The organism is Xylophilus sp. PBN-3R (genome assembly GCF_057747805.1).
On sequence record NZ_CM173225.1, the window covers coordinates 2,851,146 to 2,874,419 of the forward strand.

18 protein-coding genes are annotated in these 23,274 nt (G+C 66.4%); 6 read left to right on the top strand and 12 right to left on the bottom strand.

The window, feature by feature from the left end; translation table 11 throughout:
* Positions 1-4: 4 nt before the first annotated feature.
* Positions 5-676 carry a response regulator transcription factor gene (locus AC3ANW_RS13560; protein ID WP_488341372.1) on the top strand — a complete coding sequence of 224 codons (672 nt, stop codon included), beginning with the start codon at positions 5-7 and terminating at the stop codon, positions 674-676.
* On the opposite strand, the gene AC3ANW_RS13565 is transcribed toward AC3ANW_RS13560, so the two are convergent.
* The 6 genes from AC3ANW_RS13565 to AC3ANW_RS13590 form a co-directional block, all read right to left on the bottom strand.
* The gene (locus AC3ANW_RS13565; RefSeq protein ID WP_488345425.1) at positions 666-1,487 is read right to left on the bottom strand and encodes an alpha/beta fold hydrolase; all 822 of its coding nucleotides are present in this window, start codon (positions 1,485-1,487) and stop codon (positions 666-668) included. The genes AC3ANW_RS13560 and AC3ANW_RS13565 overlap by 11 nt on opposite strands.
* A 281-nt stretch (positions 1,488-1,768) precedes the next feature.
* Positions 1,769-3,259 (bottom strand): ATP-binding protein, encoded by a 1,491-nt coding sequence (locus AC3ANW_RS13570; protein WP_488341373.1) that lies wholly within the window; start codon positions 3,257-3,259, stop codon positions 1,769-1,771.
* Positions 3,256-7,986, bottom strand: coding sequence for an AAA family ATPase (locus AC3ANW_RS13575; protein WP_488341374.1), 4,731 nt, complete (start codon positions 7,984-7,986; stop codon positions 3,256-3,258). The genes AC3ANW_RS13570 and AC3ANW_RS13575 overlap by 4 nt, the downstream gene beginning before the upstream one ends.
* Positions 7,983-8,558 (bottom strand): response regulator transcription factor, encoded by a 576-nt coding sequence (locus tag AC3ANW_RS13580; protein ID WP_488345426.1) that lies wholly within the window; start codon positions 8,556-8,558, stop codon positions 7,983-7,985. The genes AC3ANW_RS13575 and AC3ANW_RS13580 overlap by 4 nt, the downstream gene beginning before the upstream one ends.
* A 299-nt stretch (positions 8,559-8,857) precedes the next feature.
* Positions 8,858-10,480, bottom strand: a complete 1,623-nt coding sequence (locus AC3ANW_RS13585; protein ID WP_488341375.1) for an MFS transporter — start codon at positions 10,478-10,480, stop codon at positions 8,858-8,860.
* A 57-nt stretch (positions 10,481-10,537) separates the two neighbouring features.
* A complete protein-coding gene (locus AC3ANW_RS13590) occupies positions 10,538-11,824 on the bottom strand; it encodes a TIGR03862 family flavoprotein (RefSeq protein WP_488341376.1) in 1,287 nt (428 codons plus the stop codon).
* Positions 11,825-12,049: 225 nt separating this feature from the next.
* Here AC3ANW_RS13590 and trxA point away from each other — a divergent pair, with 225 nt between their 5' ends.
* From trxA to AC3ANW_RS13615, 5 genes are all read left to right on the top strand, one after another.
* The gene (gene trxA, locus AC3ANW_RS13595) at positions 12,050-12,385 is read left to right on the top strand and encodes a thioredoxin TrxA (RefSeq protein ID WP_488341377.1); all 336 of its coding nucleotides are present in this window, start codon (positions 12,050-12,052) and stop codon (positions 12,383-12,385) included.
* A 268-nt stretch (positions 12,386-12,653) separates the two neighbouring features.
* Positions 12,654-13,916 (top strand): transcription termination factor Rho, encoded by a 1,263-nt coding sequence (gene rho / locus AC3ANW_RS13600; protein WP_488341378.1) that lies wholly within the window; start codon positions 12,654-12,656, stop codon positions 13,914-13,916.
* Between the two features lie 169 nt (positions 13,917-14,085).
* Complete coding sequence (locus tag AC3ANW_RS13605; protein ID WP_488341379.1) at positions 14,086-14,367, top strand: type B 50S ribosomal protein L31; 282 nt, start codon at positions 14,086-14,088, stop codon at positions 14,365-14,367.
* A 143-nt stretch (positions 14,368-14,510) separates the two neighbouring features.
* Complete coding sequence (locus AC3ANW_RS13610; protein ID WP_488341380.1) at positions 14,511-16,247, top strand: hypothetical protein; 1,737 nt, start codon at positions 14,511-14,513, stop codon at positions 16,245-16,247.
* A 5-nt stretch (positions 16,248-16,252) separates the two neighbouring features.
* Positions 16,253-17,614: an MATE family efflux transporter gene (locus tag AC3ANW_RS13615; protein ID WP_488341381.1), complete on the top strand. Its 1,362-nt coding sequence runs from the start codon at positions 16,253-16,255 to the stop codon at positions 17,612-17,614.
* 3 nt (positions 17,615-17,617) lie between these two features.
* Here AC3ANW_RS13615 and phoR read toward each other — a convergent pair whose 3' ends face one another.
* The 6 genes from phoR to pstC are packed head-to-tail and all read right to left on the bottom strand — an operon-like array spanning position 17,618 to position 23,159.
* Positions 17,618-19,015, bottom strand: coding sequence for a phosphate regulon sensor histidine kinase PhoR (gene phoR, locus AC3ANW_RS13620; RefSeq protein WP_488341382.1), 1,398 nt, complete (start codon positions 19,013-19,015; stop codon positions 17,618-17,620).
* 13 nt (positions 19,016-19,028) lie between these two features.
* Complete coding sequence (gene phoB, locus AC3ANW_RS13625; RefSeq protein ID WP_488341383.1) at positions 19,029-19,748, bottom strand: phosphate regulon transcriptional regulator PhoB; 720 nt, start codon at positions 19,746-19,748, stop codon at positions 19,029-19,031.
* 10 nt (positions 19,749-19,758) lie between these two features.
* Positions 19,759-20,460, bottom strand: coding sequence for a phosphate signaling complex protein PhoU (gene phoU, locus AC3ANW_RS13630; RefSeq protein WP_488341384.1), 702 nt, complete (start codon positions 20,458-20,460; stop codon positions 19,759-19,761).
* 13 nt (positions 20,461-20,473) lie between these two features.
* Positions 20,474-21,286 carry a phosphate ABC transporter ATP-binding protein PstB gene (gene pstB / locus AC3ANW_RS13635; protein WP_488341385.1) on the bottom strand — a complete coding sequence of 271 codons (813 nt, stop codon included), beginning with the start codon at positions 21,284-21,286 and terminating at the stop codon, positions 20,474-20,476.
* A gap of 17 nt (positions 21,287-21,303) precedes the next feature.
* On the bottom strand, positions 21,304-22,197 hold the full coding sequence (gene pstA / locus AC3ANW_RS13640) for a phosphate ABC transporter permease PstA (protein WP_488341386.1): 894 nt from the start codon (positions 22,195-22,197) through the stop codon (positions 21,304-21,306).
* Complete coding sequence (gene pstC, locus AC3ANW_RS13645; protein WP_488345427.1) at positions 22,194-23,159, bottom strand: phosphate ABC transporter permease subunit PstC; 966 nt, start codon at positions 23,157-23,159, stop codon at positions 22,194-22,196. Before pstC ends, pstA begins: the two co-directional genes overlap by 4 nt.
* Positions 23,160-23,274 lie beyond the last annotated feature (115 nt).

Genomic DNA, 23,274 nt, shown 5'->3' on the forward strand with positions numbered 1-23,274 from the left:
CGCCATGAACGCCTGGAACACCAGCCGCGCCGACTCGCAGAATATGGTGACGATCGCGGTAGCGCATCGTGAGCCGCTGGTCCGCGCCGGACTCGACACCATCCTGCGCACCGAGCGGGACTTCTCGGTCAGCCTCGTCGCAGCGACGATTTCCGACCGGTGGCTGCAGGATTGCCGACACACGGCATCGGCTGCGGATGTGGTGGTGGCCGACTATGTCACCGCCCTCGCTCTCCTGGAAGACAAGTCCGGCAGCGCGGATCGACCGGCGGTCGCCTCGCCGCGGGTCATGGTGGTCAGCCACCGCGAACGTGAATCCGAAATCCGCCATGCGCTCAACTGCGGGGTGCATGGCTACCTGCTGCTGGGCTGCGGCCTGGACGAGATGATCTTCGGCGTGCGGGCACTGCATCGCGGCCAGCACCACCTGGACCAGTCGGCGGCGCAACGGGTGATCGAAAGCCTGAACCACCAGCCGCTGACACACCGCGAGGGCGATGTGCTGCGGCTGATTGCGGTGGGCCATGTCAACAAGACCATAGCCACCGAGCTGGACATTTCGGTCGGCACGGTGAAGGCGCACGTGAAGGCGATCCTCGCCAAGTTCGGTGCCAAGACCCGCACCGAAGCGGCCGCCATCGCACAGCGACGCGGCCTGTTCGGTATCAGCTCTTGAAGAACGCCAGCAGATCGGGGTTGATCACATCCGCATGGGTGGCGCACATGCCGTGCGGGAAGCCCTTGTAGACCTTCAGCGTGGCGTCGGGGATCAGCTTGGCGGACAGTTCGCTGGAGATGGCGAGCGGCACCACCTGGTCGTCGTCGCCATGCAGCACCAGGGTGGGCACGGTGATCTTCTTCAGGTCTTCGGTCTGGTCGGTTTCCGAGAAGGCCTTGATGCCTTCGTAATGGGCCTGGATGGATCCGGCCATGCCCTGGCGCCACCAGTTCAGCGCGATGCCGTCGGACACCTTGGCGCCGGGACGGTTGAAGCCGTAGAACGGTGTCGGGAAGTCCTTGAAGAACTGGGCGCGGTTGGACGCCACGGCGGCCCGGATGCCGTCCAGCACTTCCATCGGCACGCCGTTGGGGTTGGCGGCGGTCTTGGCCATCAGCGGCGGCACCGAGCTGATCAGCACGGCCTTGGCGACACGTTTGGTGCCGTGGCGTGCGATGTAGCGGGCGACCTCGCCGCCGCCGGTCGAGTGGCCGATGTGGATGGCCTTTTCCAGCTTCAGGTGTTCGGTCACCGCGGCCAGGTCGTCCGCGTAATGGTCCATGTCGTGTCCGGTGGAAATCTGGCTCGAACGGCCGTGGCCACGCCGGTCGTGTGCGATGACACGGTAGCCCTTCTGCACGAAGTACAGCATCTGCGGATCCCAGTCGTCCGAGCTGAGAGGCCAGCCGTGCGAGAACACGATGGGTTGGCCGGTGCCCCAGTCCTTGTAGAAGATCTCGTTGCCGTCCTTGGTGGTGATGGTGCTCATGGCTTGTTTTCCGTGGTGGTGGGTCGAATGCGCGGCTGCGCGGGAAGCGGTGGTTTCGGCAGCGGTCGCGGCGAAAGGCAGTCCGGTGACGGCGGCCATTCCAGCGCCGGCGAGGAGCAGCTTGCGCCGCCCTCCGTCGAAAGGGTTGAGTGGTTCGGTTGGCGACATGCGATGGATCCTTTGAGCGCCTTCGTGAGGCGCACGGTCATCGTAGGCAGCGGGCACTTTTCCAGCGCCTCCCTCCGTGCAGCGTTGCGCCCCCCTCCAAAGAGGCAGGAAAACTAGTGCGTCGTGCCGGAAGCGGCCGGCAGGGTGAAGACCATGCGGGTGCCGCGCGGTGGCTGCGGCTGTGCCCACAGCCGGCCATGGTGCGCTTCGACGATCGAACGGCAGATCGCCAACCCCATGCCCATGCCGGTGGGTTTGGTGGTGAAGAAGGCGTCGAAAAGACACCCCATGTGCCGCGCTTCGATACCGTCGCCGGTGTCGGTCACGCTGGTGGCGATATGGCCGTCCGCCATCGTTTCGGTGGCGATGGTCAGCAGGCGGTCCTGGCCGGCGCTCCCGCAGATCGCCTCCATCCCGTTGCGCAGCAGGTTCACCAGCACCTGCTGCACCTGGATGCGGTCGGCCAGCACCAGCGCGCCCGGCTCGAAACGCCCCAGCTGAAGCTGCAGCCGCACGCCGTGGCGCTGCAGCTCGGAACGCATCAGGGCCGCCACTTCGTGGATGGTCGCGTGCAGGTCCAGCCGCGCCAGTTCCGGCCCCGACTTGCGGGCCAGCGCCTGCAGGCTCCGGATGACACCGGCGGCCCGGCTGCCGTCGGACACGATGCCACCCAGTACCTGTTCGATCTCGGCGAATTCGGGCCGCGGCCGGCGCAGCCAGTTCAGGCCGGCGCTGGCGTTCGTGACGATAGCCGCCAGCGGCTGGTTGATCTCGTGGGCGATGGACGCGGCCAGTTCACCCATCGTGGTCAGGCCCGAAACCCGGGCCAGTTCGGCCTGGGCATCCCTCAATGCCTTGTCGACCGCACGGCGGTGCGAAAGGTCGCGGAAAACCAGCACCGTGCCTGTGACATGGCCACGCTCGTCCACGATGGGCGACGCCGATTGTTCGATGGGCACCGGGCCGCGGCGGTCGCATTCGAGCAACAGGCTGTGCAGGGCGGCGGCCGACATGGTCCCCGACACCGGCAGGCCGGTTTCCTCGTCGCGCAGCCGGTAGACCTCGTCGAGCTGCCGGCCGAGCACCTGGCCGGACCGGCAGCCGGTGAGGCCTTCGGCGACCGGGTTCATGTAGGTGATGCAGTCCGCGCCGTCGGTGGAGATCACCGCGTCGCCGATGCTGGCCAGCGTCGCCGCGTAGCGGCGTTCGCTGTGGCGCAGCTTGCGGTCGGCGGCATGGCGGTAGAGCGCCATCTCGACGGCGGTGCGCAACTGCGAGTCCTCGAAAGGTTTCAGCAGGTAGCCGTGCGGTTCGGTCAGGCGGGCGCGCTGCAGGGTCTCGTCGTCGGCATAGGCGGTGAGAAACACGACCGGTATGTCGCAGGCCAGGCGGATTTCCTGAGCGGCGTCGATGCCGTCCATGCGGCCTTCCAGGCGGATGTCCAGCAAGGCCAGGTCGGCCGAGCTCGATAGTGCCAGCGCACAGGCGTCTTCTCCGCGGGCGGTGATTCCCACGACGTCGTAGCCCAGCCGGGTGAGCTGCTGGCGCAGGTCGCGGGCGACGACACGGTCGTCCTCGGCCACCAGGATGCGGGCCGGACTCATGGCGCGGCTACCGATTCGGTGTCGGCATCGAAGGTGACGACGAAGGTGGTGCCGACACCGCGCCGGGCTACGACTTCGCCATGCAGTTGCGCACTCAGATCGTCGACCAGCTGGAGCCCCAGCGAGTCGGCGGCGGCCAGTTCGATGTGGCCAGGCAGGCCCACGCCGTCGTCCGAAACGCCCAGCACGCAGCGGCCTTCGGGTGTGTTTTGCAGGGTCACCCGCACCTGGCCGCGACGATCGCCCGGGAAGGCGTGCTTCAGCGCGTTGGACACCAGCTCGTTGACGATCAGGCCGCACGACACCGCGCGGTTCAAGCCCAGGTGGATGTCCTCGACCTCGCAGTCCAGCGTCACCCGGCTTTCGTCCGCTCCGCCGGCGCCATAGGCCCGGGCCAGCTGCTCGCACAGTTTCCGGATGTGGGCGGCCATCGGCACGCGGGCGAAGTTGCCGGCGCGGTACAGGTTTTCATGCACCATCGCCATCGACCGCACCCGGTTGCGGCTGTCGACGAACAGCTCGGCCACTGCCGGGTCGCAAATGCGCGAAGCCTGCAGGTTGAGCAGGCTGCAGATCAGCTGGAGGTTGTTCTTCACCCGGTGGTGCACCTCCTGCAGCAGCACTTCCTTTTCTTCCAGCGATGCGTTTTCCATCGAGGTCGCCGCGGTGGATGCCAGCAGGTTCAGCAAGGCCACGCGACCGGCCGTGAAGACGCCGGACGCCAGGCGGTTTTCCAGGTACAGCAGCCCGATCAGCTCGCCCTGCTTCAGGAGCGGCAGGCACAACAGCGAACGGGCCTGGGACCGGGCGATGTAGGCATCCTGTGCGAACGGGCCGGGCTGGCGCGCATCGTCCACCAGCACCGGCGCCTTGGTGCGGATGGCGAAATGCAGCACCGAAAGCGGCAGCTCGGCAGCGCTGGCCTCGCTGTTTTTCAGCTCGACCTGAACCACCTGGCCGCTGGTGGCGGCACGCGCCTCGATGCGCAACTGCTCGCCGCGCGGCATGACCAGCAGGCCGCGTTCGGCCCCGGCGTGTTCGAGGGCCAGTGTCATCAGCCGGCGCATCAGGGGCTCGATCCCCTTTTCGGCGGCCACCGCATGTGCGCTACGCAGCAGGGTCTCGACATCGATGGCGGCACCTGACCCGCGCGGATCATCGGCCGCGACCGGTTCGGACGCCTCGCGCAACCCGGCATGCAGCCGGTCGAGCTGCCGCACCTTGCCCCACGCGCCCCAACGCTGGAAACAGCCGCGGGCAGAACGCATCAATGCGTCGGCGACCGACGCCAGGCCACGCGATGCATGGAACTGCGACGACAGCTCGAATGCCAGTGCCTCGACATGGACCACACCTCCTTCCCGCGCCGACACAACGGCCAGTTCGTAGAAACGCATGGCGGCCATGTCCGCACCACGCAGGCGGGCCGCTTCGGCGGCGAGCAGTGCCGCCCGACTGCGGAAGTTTTCCGGACAGTGGCGGGCCCAGCCGTCGAGCCACTGGCGATGTTCTTCGAGCCGCGCGCGGTGCTGCAGCCCTTCGTCTGCGTCCGCACCGCGGCAGCAGGCCGCGCGGACCAGCCCGGCATAGAAGTGGTAGGCCGCGAACTCCAGGTGCCCCTTGGTGGTCCACAGCAGCGGTTCTGCCTTCTGCAGCGCAGCGAGCGCCGGGCCGGCATCGCCGGACATGAAAAGCGCCTGCGCCTTGCGGATCCAGTACCAGCAGGCGGCGATGTCCAGGCTGCGGTTGGCGTCGAGTTGCGCCTCGAACGAAACCTCGTCGAAGTCCTCGTCGTCGAAACAGCCGAAACGTTCGGTGCGCCCCATCAGCGTGGCCATGAAACGCTGTTGCGAGGTGATGATGGCCACGATCAGCCCGAATCGCGCGGCGCTGACGAAGTCCAGCCGCTCCTGCGATTCGGGCCAGATGCGCTGCAGCGGTTCGCCGGATGCCAGCAGGCTGCTGACCAGGCAGCAGGAACTGAAGCCGGCGTAGGTGACGTCGCCGGTCTCGCGGGACACGTCGAACGCCCGGCGCAGCAGCGGCTGGCCTTCGCGCAGGGGACGGTTCCAGGGCAGCACATGGTAGGCAAAACACATGTACACGCGCGACCGGTAGCGGGTATGGACTCCCTGCTCCACCAGGTCGTACCCCAGCCTGCCGAAGCGTGACGCCGACGGATAGTCCTGGAAGAACGGCCCGACCATCATGCCCAGATAGGCATAGGCCAGCGGCGACGAATCGGTGTTGCCATATTCGATGCTCAACCGGGCCATGCGGCACAGCACCAGGCAGACCAGGTTCTCGTCGCTGAAGAAAGCCGGCGGCAGCACCGCGGCCAGCACGTCGAGCATTGCGCGGCGCAGCGGGTCGACCATCGGCGGCAGGTCGAGCAGGGACTCGATGGAACGGCCGTCCATCTGCCGCATGAGCAGTGCGTATTCCCGGTTCACCTCGTCGCGGCCGGGGTGCAGCGGCCAGGGGGTGTCGACTTCCTTCAAAAACGCCAGGCAGGTGTCGATGGCGCGTGCGCTCTGGTCCAGCCCCAGGCAGACGGTGATCTGCAGGCTGGCCACGCCGGCCCGGTCGACCAGGGTCCGGGCCTGCGCCGCCAGGCTCGCCAGACGTGCATCGGCCCCTGCCGGACAGCCGGCCAGGAACTCGCATTCCGCCATGTCGCGCGACAGGTCGAATGCCAGCCGATGGTCGGTGGTCCAGGCGTCGGCAGGCAGCAGCCGTTCGCCCTGCGACAGGTACGACAGCGCGGCCGCATAAGCGGTTTCCGTCATCGCACGGCGGCCGGCCTGCAGGTGGAGCGCAGCCACCGCGCGCCGCTCCGTGTCGGGCAGCGTGAGGCCGCCGATGCGGGCGTATTGGTTGACCAGCTCGAACACCATCCCGCTGCGCTCGGACAGACTCGTGCCCAGTTGCAGGCGCCGCGCGATGGCGAGGTGCATGACGGCGCGCTGCGACATCGGCAGCCAGGCATAGGCGGCCTCCTGGATGCGGTCGTGCATGAAACGATAGCCGGCCGCACTGCGTGTCACCAGACCGGCTTGTTCGGCCGGCCTGAACAGGGCATTCAGCTCGGCCGGCGCCCGCTGTGCGACACGCTGCAACGAACTGACGGCGGCGCTGGCGCCGAGGCTGGCCAACAGGGTCAGCGCCTGCCGGGACTCGACCGGCAGGCGCGACAGTTTTTCGGACATCAGGTCCGCCACGTTATCGCTGTAGTTGCATTGGCGGATGCCCGACATGTCCCACTGCCAGTCCAGTGATTCGCGGTCGAAATGCAGCAGGTTCTCGTCGGCCAGCGCCATCAGGAACTGCCGTGCGAAGAAGGGATTGCCCTGCGTCTTCTGCCAGATCAGCCCGGCCAGCGCAGCGCTGCGGCCTTGTTCGTCGCGCAGGGCGAAGGCGACCAGCGCCTCCACGTGCGGCAACGCCAGCGGCGCGAGTTCAAGCTCGGTCAGGTGCGTGCTGCCGGCCCGCACGCGTGCCAGCATGGAGTTCATCGGGTGCTGCGGACCGACCTCGTTCGACCGGTATGCACCCACCATCAGCACATGGCGGAAATCCGGATTGCCGACCAGCGCCAGCAGCAATTCGAGGGTGGCGCTGTCGAGCCATTGCAGGTCGTCGATGAACAGCACCAGCGGTTTCTGCGCGCTGGCGAAGACCGCCAGGAAAGCCTGCACGGTCTTCTGGAAACGCAGGCTGCCCTCGGCAGGCGCCACCTCCTTCAACGCCGGCTGCGGGCCGATGGCGTGTTCAAGTTCGGGCACCAGTTGTACGACGATCTGGCCGTTTGCACCCAGTGCCTGCTGCAGCCGGGCGCGCCATTGCGCCAGCGGCTCCGGAGCCTGGCTCAGCACGCCCTCGACCAGTCCGCGCAAGGCCTGAGCGACGGTCGAATACGGGATGTCACTTTTGTGCTGCTCGAACTTGCCCGAGGCGAACAGGCCGTGCCCGGCCAGCACCGCCCGGCTGAGGCCGTCCACCACGGCGCTCTTGCCCACGCCCGAATAACCCGACACCAGGGCCAGTTCGGACCTGCCGGATTCGGCCACCCTGGAATAGGCCTGCTTCAGCCGCGCGGTCTCGGTTTCGCGGCCGTAGAGCTGGTCGGCGAGACGCAGGCGTTCTGGCACGTCACGTGTGCCCGGAACGAAATCGTCGATGGCGGCGGCACACAGCTGTTCGATGGCGAAGTGCCGCAGGTCGGCTTCCACGCCGGCAGCCGTCTGGTATCGGTCTTCGGCCGATTTCTGCAGCAGCTTGTGGACGATGCTGCACACGGCCGGCGGCAGTCCGGGTGCGTGTTCGTGAAGGGCCGGCGGCTGGCGGGCCACGTGGCAATGGCTCCATTCGAGCGTGTTGCGGGCCTGGAACGGCAGCGCACCGGCGCCCATCTCGTAGAGAGTGACACCGAGGGAATAAAGGTCGCTGCGCTCGTCGACCGGCCGGTTGATGCGACCTGCCTGCTCGGGCGACTGGTAGGGCAACGCACCCCTGGGCGATGGCCCTGCGGCACCAGCCCCGGCCAAATACACCCGGCCGCGTGCATCGACCAGGATGTTGCAGGGCCGGATGTCGCGGTGCACGCCGTGGTGCCTGTGGCGTTCACCCAGCGCACGGGTGATGGCGATGCCCTGGTCGAGCCATTCCGACAGGGCCATAGGCCGCCCCAGGGTCTCGCGCAGCAGCGGGCTGCCGGTGTCGTTCACGACGACAGGCCGCCCCTCAAGCGCTCGGCCATGCGTACCAGATCGGGCAACGAGTCGGCCTGCATCTTGGCCATGACCTGGCGGCGATGGACCTTGACGGTGATCTCGCTGGTACCCAGCCGGGCCGCGGCCTGCTTGTTGAGCAGCCCTTCGACCACCAGCGCCATCACCTGGCGTTCGCGTGGCGTGAGGGTCTGGTAGCAGCTCACCAAATGCCGCAGCAGGTCACGCTGCACGCCGGCGTCGCGGTCGGCGGCCAGCGCCCGCTGGATGGCTCCCAGCAGCTCGGCCTCGACGAAGGGTTTGGTCAGGAACTCCATCGCGCCCGCCTTCATGGCGCGCACCGTCATGGGAATGGTCCCATGGCCGGTGATGAAAATCACCGGCAGGGCCCGCCCCCGGTCTCGCAACGCCTGCTGCACATCGAAACCGCTGGTGTCGGGAAGGCGGATGTCGAGCACCAGGCAGGCCGGGCCAGCCGGTTCCGGTTCGCGCAGAAAGGCCTGCGGGCAGTCGAAGGTCTTGCAGTCGATGGCCACCGAGCGCAGCAGGCTGCAAAGCGCGCTTCGCATCGAGGCGTCGTCGTCGACCACGAAGACGACAGGCGCGGGCTGGTCCGTCGGGTCGGCGACGGCCAATGGCGTCCGGGGCTCGAATCGGTTGTCGTCCAGGCGGGCGAGGCTGCTCATGAATGGCGAAAAAAGGCGTTGGATGTTCGAAATGGAAACCGGTGTGCAGGCGCTGGCGGGGTGCCGTGCAGACCGCTGGTATTCCCTGAGCATCTTCCCAAGCGGGTATCAAGTCTTGAAGAAAAGCCTCTTGCTTTGTACAAACGTGCACTGCATGGACCGGCGCGGTGCCGGCCCCGTCGTCAATGCGCGGACGGGCGCGCCGGGTCCAGCGCCAGGAAATGCTGGACTACCGGCATGCCAGGACCGACATGCCAGCGCAGGGTGTCCTGCTGCAGGTCGGCATCCGCCCTGGAAACGCGCTGGTGCTGTCGCAGATGTTCGGCCCACGACTCGACCAGAAACCATTCCACCACCCGCTCCGGCTGGGCGGCGTCTTCGACCACACCCCAGGCATAGGCGCCGTCGCGCCGGCGTTCCTGCGACAGGCGGCGCAGTGCGGTCAGGAAGGCCGGCCGGTCAGCCTGGCGGATGCGGTATTCGATCTGGATCAGCACCGGGCCGCGGTCATGCTCGACCGGCTGGTCGAGCAGCGGCTCGGCCCAGTGGTTCGAAGGCATCAGGTCGGATTCGCCGACCGGCAGCCGCACCCGGTGCATCAGCCAGCCGGCCGCCAGCATGCCCACCGCGCCGAGCAGCAACGTGGCGGGCAGGCCCATCGCCTGCGCCACCAGGCCCCAGCCCAGGCTGCCGGCAGCCATGGCTCCGTTGAAAACCATCAGGTAGATGGCCAGTCCCCGGCCGCGTACCCAATTGGGCAGCACCGACTGTGCAACGCCGCTGAAGGTGGTCAGCGCGATGATCCAGCCGGCGCCCAGCAGCAACATCAGCGGCACCGCGATCCAGCGCGGCGGCGCAAGCGACAACACGCCGACGACAAGCGCAGTCAGGACGGCGGCCAGCAGCACCAGCCCGTCCGAGCCCGTCCGTGCACGCAGGCGCGGCAGCAGCACCGCACCCAGGATGGCCCCGGTGCCGACGCCGCCCAGCATCAGCCCGTAGAAACCTGCGTCGCCGCCCAGCAGCCGACGCGCCACCAGCGGCAGCAAGGCCCAGGCCGCGCTGGCGAAGAGGAAGAACACCGCGGCCCTGAGCAGCACCAGATGCAGGTCGCGGCTGGAACGTGCGTAGCGGATGCCGGCGCGGAAGGCGCCGAAGAAGGTCTCGGACAAACCCGTGTCGACCGTCGCCGCGCGCCGCCACCACAGCAGCGCACCGATCACGAAGACATAACTCAGCGCATCGGCGCCATAGGCCACCGAAGCGCCGAAGCTGGCCAGGAGCAGACCGCCGGCTGCCGGTCCCACCGCGCGCGCGATGTTGACGCCGAGCGAGTTGAGCGTGACGGCGTTCTTCAGGTCCGGCCGGGGCACCAGCTCGGGCACGATGGACTGCCAGGTCGGTGCCATCAGCGCACCGCCGATGCCGCCGATGAAGGTCAGCGCGATCAGCCATTCCACCGTCAGCGCGTTGTTGCGTGCCATCACCAGCAGCGTTCCGCTGACGCAGGCCAGCATCACCTGCATTGCGATCAGCAGGCGACGACGGTCGAGGATGTCCGACAGCACACCGGCGGGAATCGCCAGCAGAAAGGCCGGCAGGCTGGCCGCCGTCTGGATCAGCGCCACGGCCGTGGGGCTGGGCGACAATTCGGTGACCATCCAGGAGCTGGCCACGTCGCGCATGAAACTGCCGATATTGCCCATCAGCGTGGCGGCCCAGAGGACGGCGAACACCGGCTGGCGCAAGGGGCCGAAGCTGCCGGAAGACGCAGCGGGCGTCGGTGCGCGGGAATCGAGGGTCATGGGTGTGGGCTGGCCGGGCTGGAAACGGCCAGCCTAATGCGCAGCCACCCACGGCGGCTAGACGATTTGTGCGGTTTTCTGCAGCGCCCAGTCGCGCGCACCCTCGCCCGCCACCTTGCCGCTGGCCATGCAGGCATTGAGCAAATATCCGCCGGTCGGGGCTTCCCAGTCGAGCATTTCGCCGGCGCAGAAGACGCCCGGCATGGACGCGAGCATCAGCCCCGCGTCCATGCCGCCGAAAGCCACGCCGCCGGCGGTGCTGATGGCCTCGTCGATCGGACGGGTCGCCTTCAGCACGATGGGTAACGCCTTGATGGCGGCGGCCAGCGCAGCGGCATCGGCGAGGACCGATTTGTCGAGCAGTTCGTGCAACAGCGCGGACTTGATGCCGTCCAGGCCCAGCCGGCTTTTCAGGTGGCTCGAAAGCGAACGCGATCCGCGCGGATGCCGGACCGCCGCCAGCACCTTCTCGGCACTGAAATCGGGCAGCAGGTCGAGCAGGAAAGTGGCGCTGCCGTCGCGGGCGATGGTGTCGCGCAGCATTGCCGATGCGGCGTAGACCAGGCTGCCTTCGACACCGGTCGTGGTGGCGACGAATTCGCCGCGCCGAGAAAATTCGCGGAAAGTGATGGCGACCGACTTGAAGGGCTGGCCGGCGAATTTCTCCACGAAGAACGGCGTCCAGCCGTCGACGTCGAAACCGCAGTTGGACGGCAGCAGCGGCGCCACCGTCACCGACTCCTGCCGCAGCGGTTCGACCCAGGCGCCGTCCGAGCCCAGGCGTGACCAGCTGGCGCCGCCGAGGGCCAGCACCACCGCGCGGGCCGGCAGCTGCTTTTCGATGCCGTCGGCCGCGGCAAAACGCAAGGTGCGGGCACCGTCGGCCCGCGTTTCGCCAAAACCCAGCCAGTGATGGCGCATGTGAAAGACGACACCGGCCGCACGCAGCCGCTGGAGCCACGCCCGCAGTAGCGGCGCTGACTTCATGTCGGCGGGGAACACCCGGCCGGAAGTGCCGACGAAGGTGTCGATGCCCAGGTCTTCGGCCCAGTCGCGCACCGCCTGGGCATCGAAACGCCGCAGCAGTGGCTCGACCTGCGCGCGGCGGTCGGCATAACGGCTGGCAAAGATGTCTGCCGGCTCTGAATGGGTCAGGTTGAGGCCGCCCTTGCCGGCCAGCAGGAACTTGCGTCCGACGGACGGCATGCGGTCGTAGACCTCTACGGCAACGCCTGCGGCGGCCAGGGTTTCGGCAGCCATGAGGCCGGCCGGGCCGGCACCGATCACGATCACAGGAAGGCGGGTGTCGGCGGGCGGGGCGGCGGAAGTGGCGGAGTCGGTCATGCGGTCGTCAAGGTAGGAAAAGCCCGGCGCATCGCGGTTGCGGCGGCGGGGGCCGTATTCTGAGGCGTGGCTGCAAGACCTTGTGCCAACGACCGGCGGCGGGGCTCCAAAAGTCGGTTTTGCCTATGCGGCCCATAGCATTCCTCGGCCCTGCGGTGCCCCTTGCCTTCTGTCACAATGGCCGCCACTTCAGCGGTACCTCCCTCCCCAACAAGGACCTTGACCATGGCAAGCGACCTCATCAAACATATTTCCGACGCCTCTTTCGAATCCGACGTGCTGCAGGCCGACAAGCCGGTTCTGGTCGACTACTGGGCCGAGTGGTGCGGCCCCTGCAAGATGATCGCGCCGATCCTGGACGAGGTCTCGGCCAGCTACAAGGACAAGCTGCAGATCGCCAAGATGAACGTCGACGAGAACCGCGACATCCCTGCCAAGTTCGGCATTCGCGGCATTCCCACCCTGATGCTGTTCAAGGGCGGCCAGCTGGCCGCCACCAAGGTCGGCGCCCTGAGCAAGGCGCAACTGACCGCCTTCATCGACGAACAACTGGCCGCCTGACGACCGACAACAGCCGCCGCGCCCGCAAGGGGTCGGCGGCTGTTTTCAACATGGGGCCGGACGCACTTCGACCATCGTCCGCTTCGTTACGAACCTCGCCTTTTTTGCTGTCATAATCAGTTTCGGTCGGCCAGCATCAAACATGCCGCCCGACATGCCTCCCGGCTTCGCAAGCATCACCTTGCACCCGCCGAAATCCCCCCGACAGAATCGCATCTGACACTCCGTATGCGGAGTCTTCACATGACACTCCTCGCGGAGTCTTCACATGCACCTTAACGAACTCAAGGCACTGCACGTGTCGGAGGTCCTCAAGCAGGCCGACGACCTCGAAATCGAAAACACCGGGCGCATGCGCAAGCAAGAGCTCATGTTCGCGATCATCAAGAAGCGTGCAAAGGCCGGCGAACAGATCTTCGCCGACGGCGTCCTCGAAATCCTGCCCGACGGCTTCGGTTTCCTGCGCAGCCCCGACACCAGCTTTACCGCCAGCACCGACGACATCTACATCTCGCCCAGCCAGGTGCGTCGTTTCAACCTGCACACCGGCGACATGATCGAAGGTGAAGTGCGCACGCCCAAGGATGGCGAGCGTTATTTCGCACTGACCAAGCTCGACATCGTCAACGGCAGTCCAGCCGAGAACAACAAACACAAGGTCATGTTCGAGAACCTGACGCCCTTGTTCCCCAAGGAGCAGATGAAGCTCGAGCGGGACATGAAGGGCGAAGAGAACATCACCGGCCGCATCATCGACATCATCGCGCCCATCGGCCGAGGCCAGCGCGCCCTGATCGTGGCGCCGCCCAAGAGCGGCAAGACGATGATGATGCAGCACATCGCCCACGCCATCACCGCCAACAATCCCGACGTGCACCTGATGGTGCTGCTGGTGGACGAGCGGCCTGAAGAAGTGACCGAAATGCAGCGCACGGTGAAGGGCGAGATCATCGCTTCCACCTTCGACGAACCTGCTGCCCGCCACGTGCACGTGGCCGAAATGGTCATCGAGCGCGCCAAGCGCCTGGTCGAACTGAAGAAGGACGTGGTCATTCTTCTGGATTCCATCACCCGCTTGGCCCGCGCCTATAACAACGTCGTGCCCTCGTCCGGCAAGGTGTTGTCGGGCGGTGTCGATTCCAATGCCCTGCAGCGTCCCAAACGTTTCTTCGGCGCGGCCCGCAAGGTCGAGGAAGGCGGCTCGCTGACCATCATCGCCACCGCGCTGGTCGACACCGGCAGCCGCATGGACGAAGTGATCTTCGAAGAATTCAAGGGCACCGGCAACAGCGAAATCCACCTGAACCGCCGCCTCTATGAAAAGCGCGTGTTCCCGGCGATCGAACTCAACAAGTCCGGCACCCGCCGCGAAGAACTGCTGCTGGCCCCCGAAATCCTGCAGAAGACCCGGATCCTGCGACAGTTCATGTACAACATGGACGAGATCGAGTCGATGGAACTCATGATCAAGAACATGCGCGCGACGAAGACGAACGTCGATTTCTTCGACATGATGCGTCGCGGCGGCTGAGCCGCCACGGCGTCTTCGGGCGCGCATCGGCAAGCCGGGTTCTGCCCGGCTTTTTTGTGCCTTTGCCAAACCTGGGCGCAACGTGTGATAATCGAAGGCTATTCGGCAGAAAGTGCTGCGCAACAGGTGCGGAGTGGCTACTGCAGCAGAACCCAAAAGGAATTCGGCCATGAAAGAAGGCATTCACCCCAACTACCGCGAAGTGCTGTTTGTTGATCTGTCCAACGGTTTCAAGTTTGTCACGCGCTCGTGCGTGAACACCCGCGAAACGGGCACCACCGACGACGGCCGCGAACTGCCGCTGTTCAAGCTGGACACGTCCAGCGAATCGCACCCCTTCTACACCGGCACCCAGAAGTCGGTCGACAACATGGGCGGCCGCGTCGAGCGCTTCCGCAACCGTTTCGGCAAGACCACCGCTGCTGCCGCTCCTGCTGCTCCTTCGGCTTGAGTCCCCTGATCAGGCCTCGGGCCATGATCAAAAAAAGCGCGGCCGGTCCGCGCTTTTTTTATGCTCCTCGCGTTCGTCCACGGCTCGTAAAGGGGTCGCGCCGCCTTTGATTCGCAACCTGCGGATATGACACACTCTTTCGCGTGAACCTTCCGTCTCCCGCCATCGTCGCGCAGAGTGCCGTCCGGCGCCTTCCCCGCCCCCTGTTGCTGGCTTTCTGCATCGTCTGGGTGTTGGCCGGGTTCGTCGGCCGCGGCCCCTGGAAGAACGCGGACATCAGCGCCTTCGGCTACATGCTCGAACTGGCGCACGGCCACACCGGTTGGCTCGACCCCAAGCTTGGCGGTTTCGAACCCGAAACCGATGGCCTACTGCCCTACTGGCTGGGCGCGTGGGCGCTGAAGCTGGCGCCGGCCTGGGTGCCGCCCGACTTCGCGGCCCGCGTGCCTTTCGGTTTTTTGCTCGCCATGACGCTGGCAGCCACCTGGTACGCCATCTACGCACTGGCCCGCAACCCGCGCGCGCAGCCGGTGGCTTTCGCGTTCGGTGGCGAAGCACTGCCCAAGGACTACGGCCGAGCCATCGCCGACGGCGGTCTTCTGGCGCTGATGGCCTGCCTGGGCCTGGCGCAGCTTGCACATGAAGGCACGGCCTATCTCACCCAGCTGGCATTTTCGACGCTGACCTTCCTGGCACTGGCAGGCGCACCGTGGCGGCCCGTGCTGACCGCCACCTTCCTGGCGGCCGGCCTCAGCGGGCTGGTGCTTTCGGGAGCGCCCGCCCTCGCCGTGATGTTCGGCGGTGGCGGAACATTGCTGAGCCTGTTCGAATCCCGCGCGGGCAAGCCGGGAGACCCGCTCGCCATCGCCGTAGACGAAGCCGTCCTGATGCGACGCAACGCCGTGGTGACCGGCGCCATCACGTTGCTTGCGGCGGCCCTTGCGTGGGCGCTCGATCTCTGGGAATGGCGGCTGGTGCCCTACGAGACCGGCAGCTGGCGCAGCATGGGCCGGCTGTTGCTGTGGTTTACCTGGCCCTGCTGGCCGCTAGCCCTGCTGACTCTGTGGCGCTGGCGCAGGCAATGGCTGGGCAGCACGCTGCATCGCCATCTGCTGCTGCCGATCGGTTTCACCATCATCACCATCGCAGCCACCGTCAGTACCCAGCCAGCCGACCGCGCACTGCTGCTGGGCCTGCCCGCGCTGGCCGCACTCGCGGTGTTTTCGCTGCCGACACTCAGCCGCGGCGTGGCGGCACTGATCGACTGGTTCACCCTGCTGTTCTTCACCGGCGGCGCCATCGTCATCTGGGTGATCTACATCGCCATGCAGACCGGCTGGCCCCGCCAGCCTGCGGCCAACGTACTCAAGCTGGCGCCGGGGTTCGTGTCGACCTTCTCACCCATCGCGCTGGTGGTTGCCTTGATCGCGACCGTGGCCTGGGGCACTCTGGTGGCGTGGCGCGCGGGCCGGCAGCGACACGCACTCTGGAAAAGCATGGTGCTGCCGGCCGGCGGTGCCGGCCTGGGCTGGTTGCTGCTGATGACCCTGTGGCTGCCATTGCTCGACTACGCCCGCAGCTTCGCCCCCCAGGTGGAACGTGTGGTGGCCATCACCGGCACGCAGGACTGCGTCGAATTCCAGGGATTCAGTCGCGCACAGATCGCCGCCTTCCAATACCACGGCAAGCTGCGCATGCTGCCGATGTATACGGTGACACCGCACTGCCGCTGGGCGCTGGTCGATGTCGACGGCCCAGAGCCGACGGCAGCCCAACGCAAGTCGATGGTCGACGCCGGCTGGACCCCGGTGGCCCTGGTGGCACGGCCTGCCGACCGCAAGGACACCGTCGGTCTCTATCGCCGCACGGCGGGGCGCTAGGCGCCATGGCCGAAGCTCATCCGGCGCGGGTTGCCGGCGAATTCCGCGCCATCGCGCGCCATGCATTGACCGTGCTGGCCGGCCAGCTGGCGGTGATGGCCTTCGGGCTGACCGACACCATCGTCGCCGGACGGCATTCGGACGCTTCGCTGGCCGCGCTGTCGGTGGGGTCGGCGGTCTACATCAGCATCTACGTCGCCCTGACCGGCGTGTTCCAGTCGCTGCTGCCGGCCTGGGCGAAATTGCACGGTGCCAACGATCCGCAAGCGCTCGGCCGCTCGGTGCGGCAGTCGCTCTATCTATGGGTAATTGCGTCCATGCTGGGGGTGGCCCTGTTGTTGGCCCCGGGCCCGTTGCTGCGGTGGGTCGAGGTTCCCGACGCCATGCGTGCCGAAGTGGGCGACTACCTGTCGGTGCTGGCCTGCGCCCTGCCCTTCGCGCTGCTGTTCCGCATCTACGGCACGCTGAACCAGAGCCTGGGCAAACCGGTGCTGGTGACCTGGCTGCAGGTGGGGTCGCTGGCGGTCAAGGTGCCGCTGTCGGCCCTGCTGGCCCTTGGCTGGGGGCCCGTCGGGGGATGGGGCGCGGTGGGCTGCGCATGGGCCACGCTGGTGGTCTACGCCATGATGGCGCTGGTGTCGCTGATATTGCTGCGCTGGCAGCCCCTGTACCGGCCCCATGCCTTGTGGCGCCGGCCCGAGGCACCGCACGGCCCGACGCTGATCGCCTTTGCGCGACTGGGTGTGCCCGCAGGTCTGTCCTATCTGGTCGACGTGACATCGCTGACCCTGATGGCGCTGTTCATCGCCCGGCAAGGCACCGTGCCCACCGCCGCCCACCAGATCGCCGCCAGCATGGTCGGCATGCTCTACATGGTTCCCTTGTCGATGGCGATCGCCACCAGCGCGCGTGTGGGCTACTGGCTGGGCACCGGCAATCCCGCGCAGGCACGCCATGCGGTCGCCACCGGCATCCGCACCACGGCGTGCCTGGCGCTGGTGATGGCGACAGCCGTGGTGCTGGCCCGCGGCCATATCGCGGCGCTGTACAGCAGCAACACAGCCGTCGCGGCGCTGGCGGCGAGCCTGTTGGGCTGGGTGGCTTTCTTCCATCTCGGCGACGCCATCCAGTGCTTTTGTGCCTTCGTGCTGCGTTGCTGGAACATCACCGTGTCGACCTTCATGGTGTACGCGCTGATGTTGTGGGGCGTAGGCCTGGGCGGCGGATACGCCCTGGCCTACCGCGGCTGGTTCGGCGAACCGTGGCGCTCGCCGCAGGCCTTCTGGCTGGCCGGCGGCAGCGCGCTCTGGCTGACTGCCGCGGCCTTTTCGGTGATGCTGGTGCTGACGCTCAGGCGTCGCACCTGAACTTCAGTCGACCGCGGCGACCGACGCATCGCTGCGCAGCCGGCTCACCGGAAAAACCAGCGAGAAGGTCGAACCCGAACCCGGTCGGCTGACGATGCGCAGCCGGCCGCCGTGCCGTTGCATCACATGCTTGACGATGGCCAGGCCCAGTCCGGTGCCGCCGGTTTCGCGTGAACGGCTGCGGTCCACCCGGTAGAAACGTTCGGTCAGGCGAGGAATGTGTTCGGAGGCGATGCCGGGGCCGGTATCGGTCACCGCGAATTCTCCCTCGCCCACCGCACCGCGCGCCGGGTCCTGCCCATCCAGCACGGTGAAGGTGACGCGTATGGTGCCGCCGGCCGGCGTGTAGCGGATGGCGTTGCCGACCAGGTTCGAAAGCGCGCTGCGCAATTCCTGCTGGGCACCCAGCAGAGACACACCCGCCAGGCTTTCCATGTCCGGAAAAACCAATGTGTGTTTGCGCCCCAGCACCGTCGACAGGGCCTGGCCTTCCTGCTCGCACTGCGACATCAGCAGCTTGACCTGCATGCCCTCGGAACGGCCGGGCGGCGGGCTGCCTTCGAGGCGCGACAGCGTGAGCAGATCGCTCACCACGCCCTGCATGCGGCTGGCCTGCTGGGACATCAGGTTGAGGTAGTGGGAACGTTCGGCGGGCTCCAGCGGCAGCGTCTGCAGGGTTTCGACAAATCCCGACAGCACGGTGAGCGGCGTCCGGATTTCGTGCGAGACGTTGGCCACGAAATCGCGCCGCATGGCCTCTGCCTGCTCGACCGCGGTGACGTCGCGCGACAGGATCATGGTGCGGCCCTCGCCATAACGATGCAGGTGCACCGACAACCTGACCGGCCGCGTCGCGCTGCTGCGCGTGCCCGGCATGGTGATGCCGGCCGCGAAGTCTGCGCCGGCCCAGTAGGTGACGAAAGCCGGGTCGCGCACCAGATTGCCGATGGACTGCATCAGGTCGCGCTGCGGTTCGATACCGAAGTGTTCGGTCGCCGTCTGGTTGCACCACTCGATGTGTCCTTGCGCGTCGAGCAGCACCACGCCGTTGGGCGATGCCTGCAGCGCCGAGAGGATGTCGTCGAGCCGCGCCTGGCTTTGCTCCAGCGTGCGTTCCGATTCACGTGCGCGCCGGCGCGAGCGGTCGACCACCTCGCCCCAGACGCCGTGCAGCACCGGAGCAACTGCTGCCACGGCGCCTTCGCGCAGCCAGCCGAGCAGGCGCTGCGCACGGCGCAGGTCCCAGGCAAAGGCCACCCAGCTCGCCAGGACGGCGCCGCACATCACGTGCAGCAGCACCCGCATGGCGGAAGGTTCCTGCACACCGCGCATCGCCGAAAAAAAGCCCAGCCCTGCCCCCAGCAACTGCCAGAAGGCGAACATCAAGACCCGCGCGATCATGCCGAGACAGGCCTCACTGCGCGGCGGCCTGGGTGTGGACGACCGCTGGCTGTGCGGTTGCGCGATAACCCGCGCCGCGCACCGTCTCGACCATGGTGCCTGCGGCGCCAAGGGCTTCGCGCAGGCGCTTCACATGCACGTCGACGGTACGTTCCTCGATAAAAACGTGGTCGCCCCACACCTTGTCGAGCAACTGGGTGCGGCTGTGCACCCGTTCGGCGTGGCGCATGAGGTAGTGCAGCAGCTTGAATTCGGTCGGAGCCACCTTCAGCGGATTGCCGTCGAAGCTCACGCGATGCGTGGCGGCATCCAGCACCAGCGCACCCAGCGACACCGTATCGGCCAGCTGCTCAGGCGCACGGCGGCGCAGCACCGCACGGATGCGGGCCAGCAGTTCCTGGGTCGAAAAAGGCTTGGTGACGTAGTCGTCGGCCCCGGCGTCGAGGCCTGCGACCTTGTCGGGTTCGTCGCCGCGGGCGGTCAGCATGAGGATGGGGACGGCCTTGGTGCGGGCGTCGGCCCGCCACTTGCGGGCCAGCATCAGGCCGCTGGTGCCCGGGAGCATCCAGTCGAGCAGGATGACGTCGGGCAGCACGGCATCCAGCTCGCGCTGGGCAGCTTCGCCGTCTTCGGCCCAGACCGGCTGGAAGCCGTTGTGGCGCAGATTGACGGCAATGAGTTCGGCGATCGCCGACTCATCTTCGACGATCAGCACCAGGGGCAGTTTCTTCATAAGGCTTGGATCATTGAATGGCCGATTCGATCGCCTGCATCGATGTGTGGCGCACGTCGGTGCCCTTCACGATGTAGATGATGAATTCGGCGATGTTCTTGGCGTGGTCGCCGATGCGCTCGATGGCCTTGGCCAGGAACAGCAGGTCCAGGCTGGCGGAAATGGTGCGCGGGTCTTCCATCATGTAGGTGACCAGCTTGCGCACGAAACCGTCGAACTCCTTGTCGATCAGGTCGTCTTCTTTCAGGATGGTCACGGCAGCGTTGACATCGAGGCGCGCGAAGGCGTCGAGCGCCTTGCGCAGCAGGCCGGATGCGAGGTCGGCAGCCACCCGCAGGTCGGACGACGGCAGCGTGCGGGCCGAGCCGCTTTCGATGATCGACTTGGCCATGCGCGCGATCTTGTTGGCCTCGTCGCCCACCCTTTCCAGGTTGGCGGTGGTCTTGGAAATGGCGATCAGCAGGCGCAGGTCGCGGGCGGTCGGCTGGCGGCGGGCGATGATCGATGACAGTTCGTGGTCGATCTGGATTTCCATCGCGTTCACGCGAATCTCGGTTTCCACCACCTGGTCGGCGACTTCGGTGCTGAAGGCCGACAGCGCGTAGATCGCCTGGCGGATCTGGCTTTCGACCAGGCCACCGAGTTCCATCACACGGGATGAGACGCCGTTGAGTTCGCTGTCGAACTGCGTGGAAAGGTGTTTGTCTGGCATGGCGGTCTCCTGATCAGCCGAAACGGCCGGTGATGTAGTCTTCTGTCTCTTTGCGCTGCGGCTTGAAGAACATCTGTTCGGTCTCGCCGAACTCGACCAGATCGCCCAGGTACATGTAGGCGGTGTAGTCGCTGCAACGGGCCGCCTGCTGCATGTTATGGGTGACGATGACAACCGTGTAGTCGTTCTTCAGCTCGGCGATCAGTTCTTCGACCTTGGCGGTCGAAATCGGGTCCAGCGCCGAGCAAGGTTCGTCGAGCAGCAGCACCTCTGGCTTGATGGCGATGCCGCGTGCGATGCACAGGCGTTGCTGCTGGCCGCCGGAGAGTCCCGAACCGCTCTGGTTCAGCTTGTCCTTCACCTCGGTCCACAGGGCGGCCTTGCGCAATGCCCACTCGACCCGCTCGTCCATGTCGGTGGCGTTGAGGTTTTCGAACAGCTTCACTCCGAACGCGATGTTGTCGCGGATCGACATCGGGAACGGCGTGGGTTTCTGGAACACCATGCCGACCTTGGCGCGGATCAGCGCCACGTCCTGCTTGGAGGTCAGCAGGTTCTCTCCGTCCAGGATGATCTGGCCTTCGGCGCGCTGCTCCGGATAGAGCTCGAACATGCGGTTGAAGGTGCGCAGCAGCGTCGACTTGCCGCAGCCCGACGGGCCGATGAAGGCGGTGACCTTCTTTTCCGGGATTTCTAGGTTGATGCCCTTCAGGGCGTGGAACTTGCCGTAGTAGAAGTTGAGGTCCTTGACCGAGATCTTGGACGCGTTCACGGTCTTGGCACCCTGGGCGCGGACCGGCGGGGGAGAAAGGGTTGCAGCAGCCATGTCTTTAACCTTGTTTCTTACTTTTGCCGCGTCAGGACGCGGGCGAGGATATTGAGGCCGAGCACCGCCACCGTGATCAGGAACACACCGGCCCAGGCCAGTTGTTGCCAGTTCTCGTAGGGGCTCATCGCGAACTTGAAGATCGTCACCGGCAGGCTGGCCATGGGCTTGCCCAGGTCGGCGTTCCAGAACTGGTTGCTCAGCGCGGTGAACAGCAGCGGAGCGGTTTCGCCGGCGATGCGGGCCACCGCCAGCAGCACGCCGGTGATGACACCCGCACGGGCCGCACGCAGCGTGATGGTGGTGATCACCTTCCATTTGGGAGTGCCCAGGGCGTAGGCTGCTTCACGCAGGCCAGAGGGCACCAGCATCAGCATGTTCTCGGTGGTACGGATGACCACCGGGATCACGATCAGCGCCAGCGCCACGATGCCGGCATAGGCCGAGTAGCTCTTGAAGCGCGACACGATCACCGCATAGACGAACAGGCCGATGACGATGGACGGCGCGGACAGCAGGATGTCGTTGACGAACCGGGTCACCGAAGCCAGCCAGCCGCGGGGGTCGTATTCCGCCAGGTACACGCCGGCCATGACGCCGATGGGCGTACCGACGAAAGTGGCCAGGGACACCATGACGAACGAACCGAAGATGGCGTTGGCAAGGCCGCCGGCCTCGTTCGGTGGCGGTGTCGATTCGGTGAACAGCGTGTAGCTGAGACCGCCCAGGCCGAGGCGCAGGGTTTCCCAGAGGATCCACACCAGCCAGAACACACCGAAAGCCATGGCGGCCAGCGACAGCGCCAGGGCGACCGTGTTGACCCGCTTGCGGGCGGCGAAACGCACGCGGCGCGCTTCTGCCAGTTCGGCGGCGTTGATGAGGCGCTGACCGGTAGACGTTGCGGTGTTCATGACTTGGCTCCCTCGTTTTTCTTCAGGCGGGCCAGCAGCAGCTTGGAGCATGACAGCACCACGAATGTGATGAAGAACAGCACCAGACCGAGGTAGATCAGAGAAGCCTGGTGCAGGCCTTCGCCGGCCTCGGCGAATTCGTTGGCCAGTGCCGATGTGATGCTGTTGGCGGCCTCGAAGACCGACAGCGAATTCAGCTGGTTCATGTTGCCGATGACGAAGGTGACCGCCATGGTTTCACCCAGCGCACGACCAAGGCCCAGCATGATGCCGCCCAGCACCCCGGTCTTGGTGAAGGGCAGCACCACCTTGAAGACGACTTCCCAGGTGGTGGAACCCAGGCCGTAGGCCGATTCCTTGAGCAGCGGCGGCGTGACCTCGAACACGTCGCGCATCACCGATGCGATGAACGGAATGATCATGATCGCGAGGATGATGCCGGCCGACAGGATGCCGATACCGACCGGCGGGCCCGACACGAAGGTGCCCAGCAGCGGAACGCCGTGGAACATCTTCTGCAGCGGCTGCTGCACATAGGTCGCCAGGATGGGACCGAACACCATCAGGCCCCACATGCCGTAGACGATGGAAGGCACCGCGGCCAGCAATTCGATGGCGGTGCCCAGCGGACGCTTCAGCCACGACGGTGAAAGCTCGGTCAGGAACAGCGCGATGCCGAAGCTGACAGGCACGGCGATCAGCAGTGCGATGAAGGAGGTGGCCAGCGTGCCGTAGATCATGACCAGGCCGCCGTAGTCGTTCTGGACCGGATCCCAGACGCTGCGGACCAGGAAGGTCAGGCCATATTTTTCGATGGCGGGCCAGGCGCCGACGATGAGCGAGCCGAGGATGCCGATCAGCAGGGCCAGCGTGAGCAACGCGGCGCCACGGGCAGCCCAGCCGAAAAGACGATCCACAACCGCGCCGGAGAGGCGCGAACGGGGTGCAGGAGATGGGTTCATGGTGTCGCCACGCCCCGCAGAACGGGCGGATGCATGGGTGACCGGAAGTGTAGAGGACACGTGATTTGCCTCGATGTTTTCAGCGGCCGTGAGGGCGCTGGTGAGAGGACGAAGA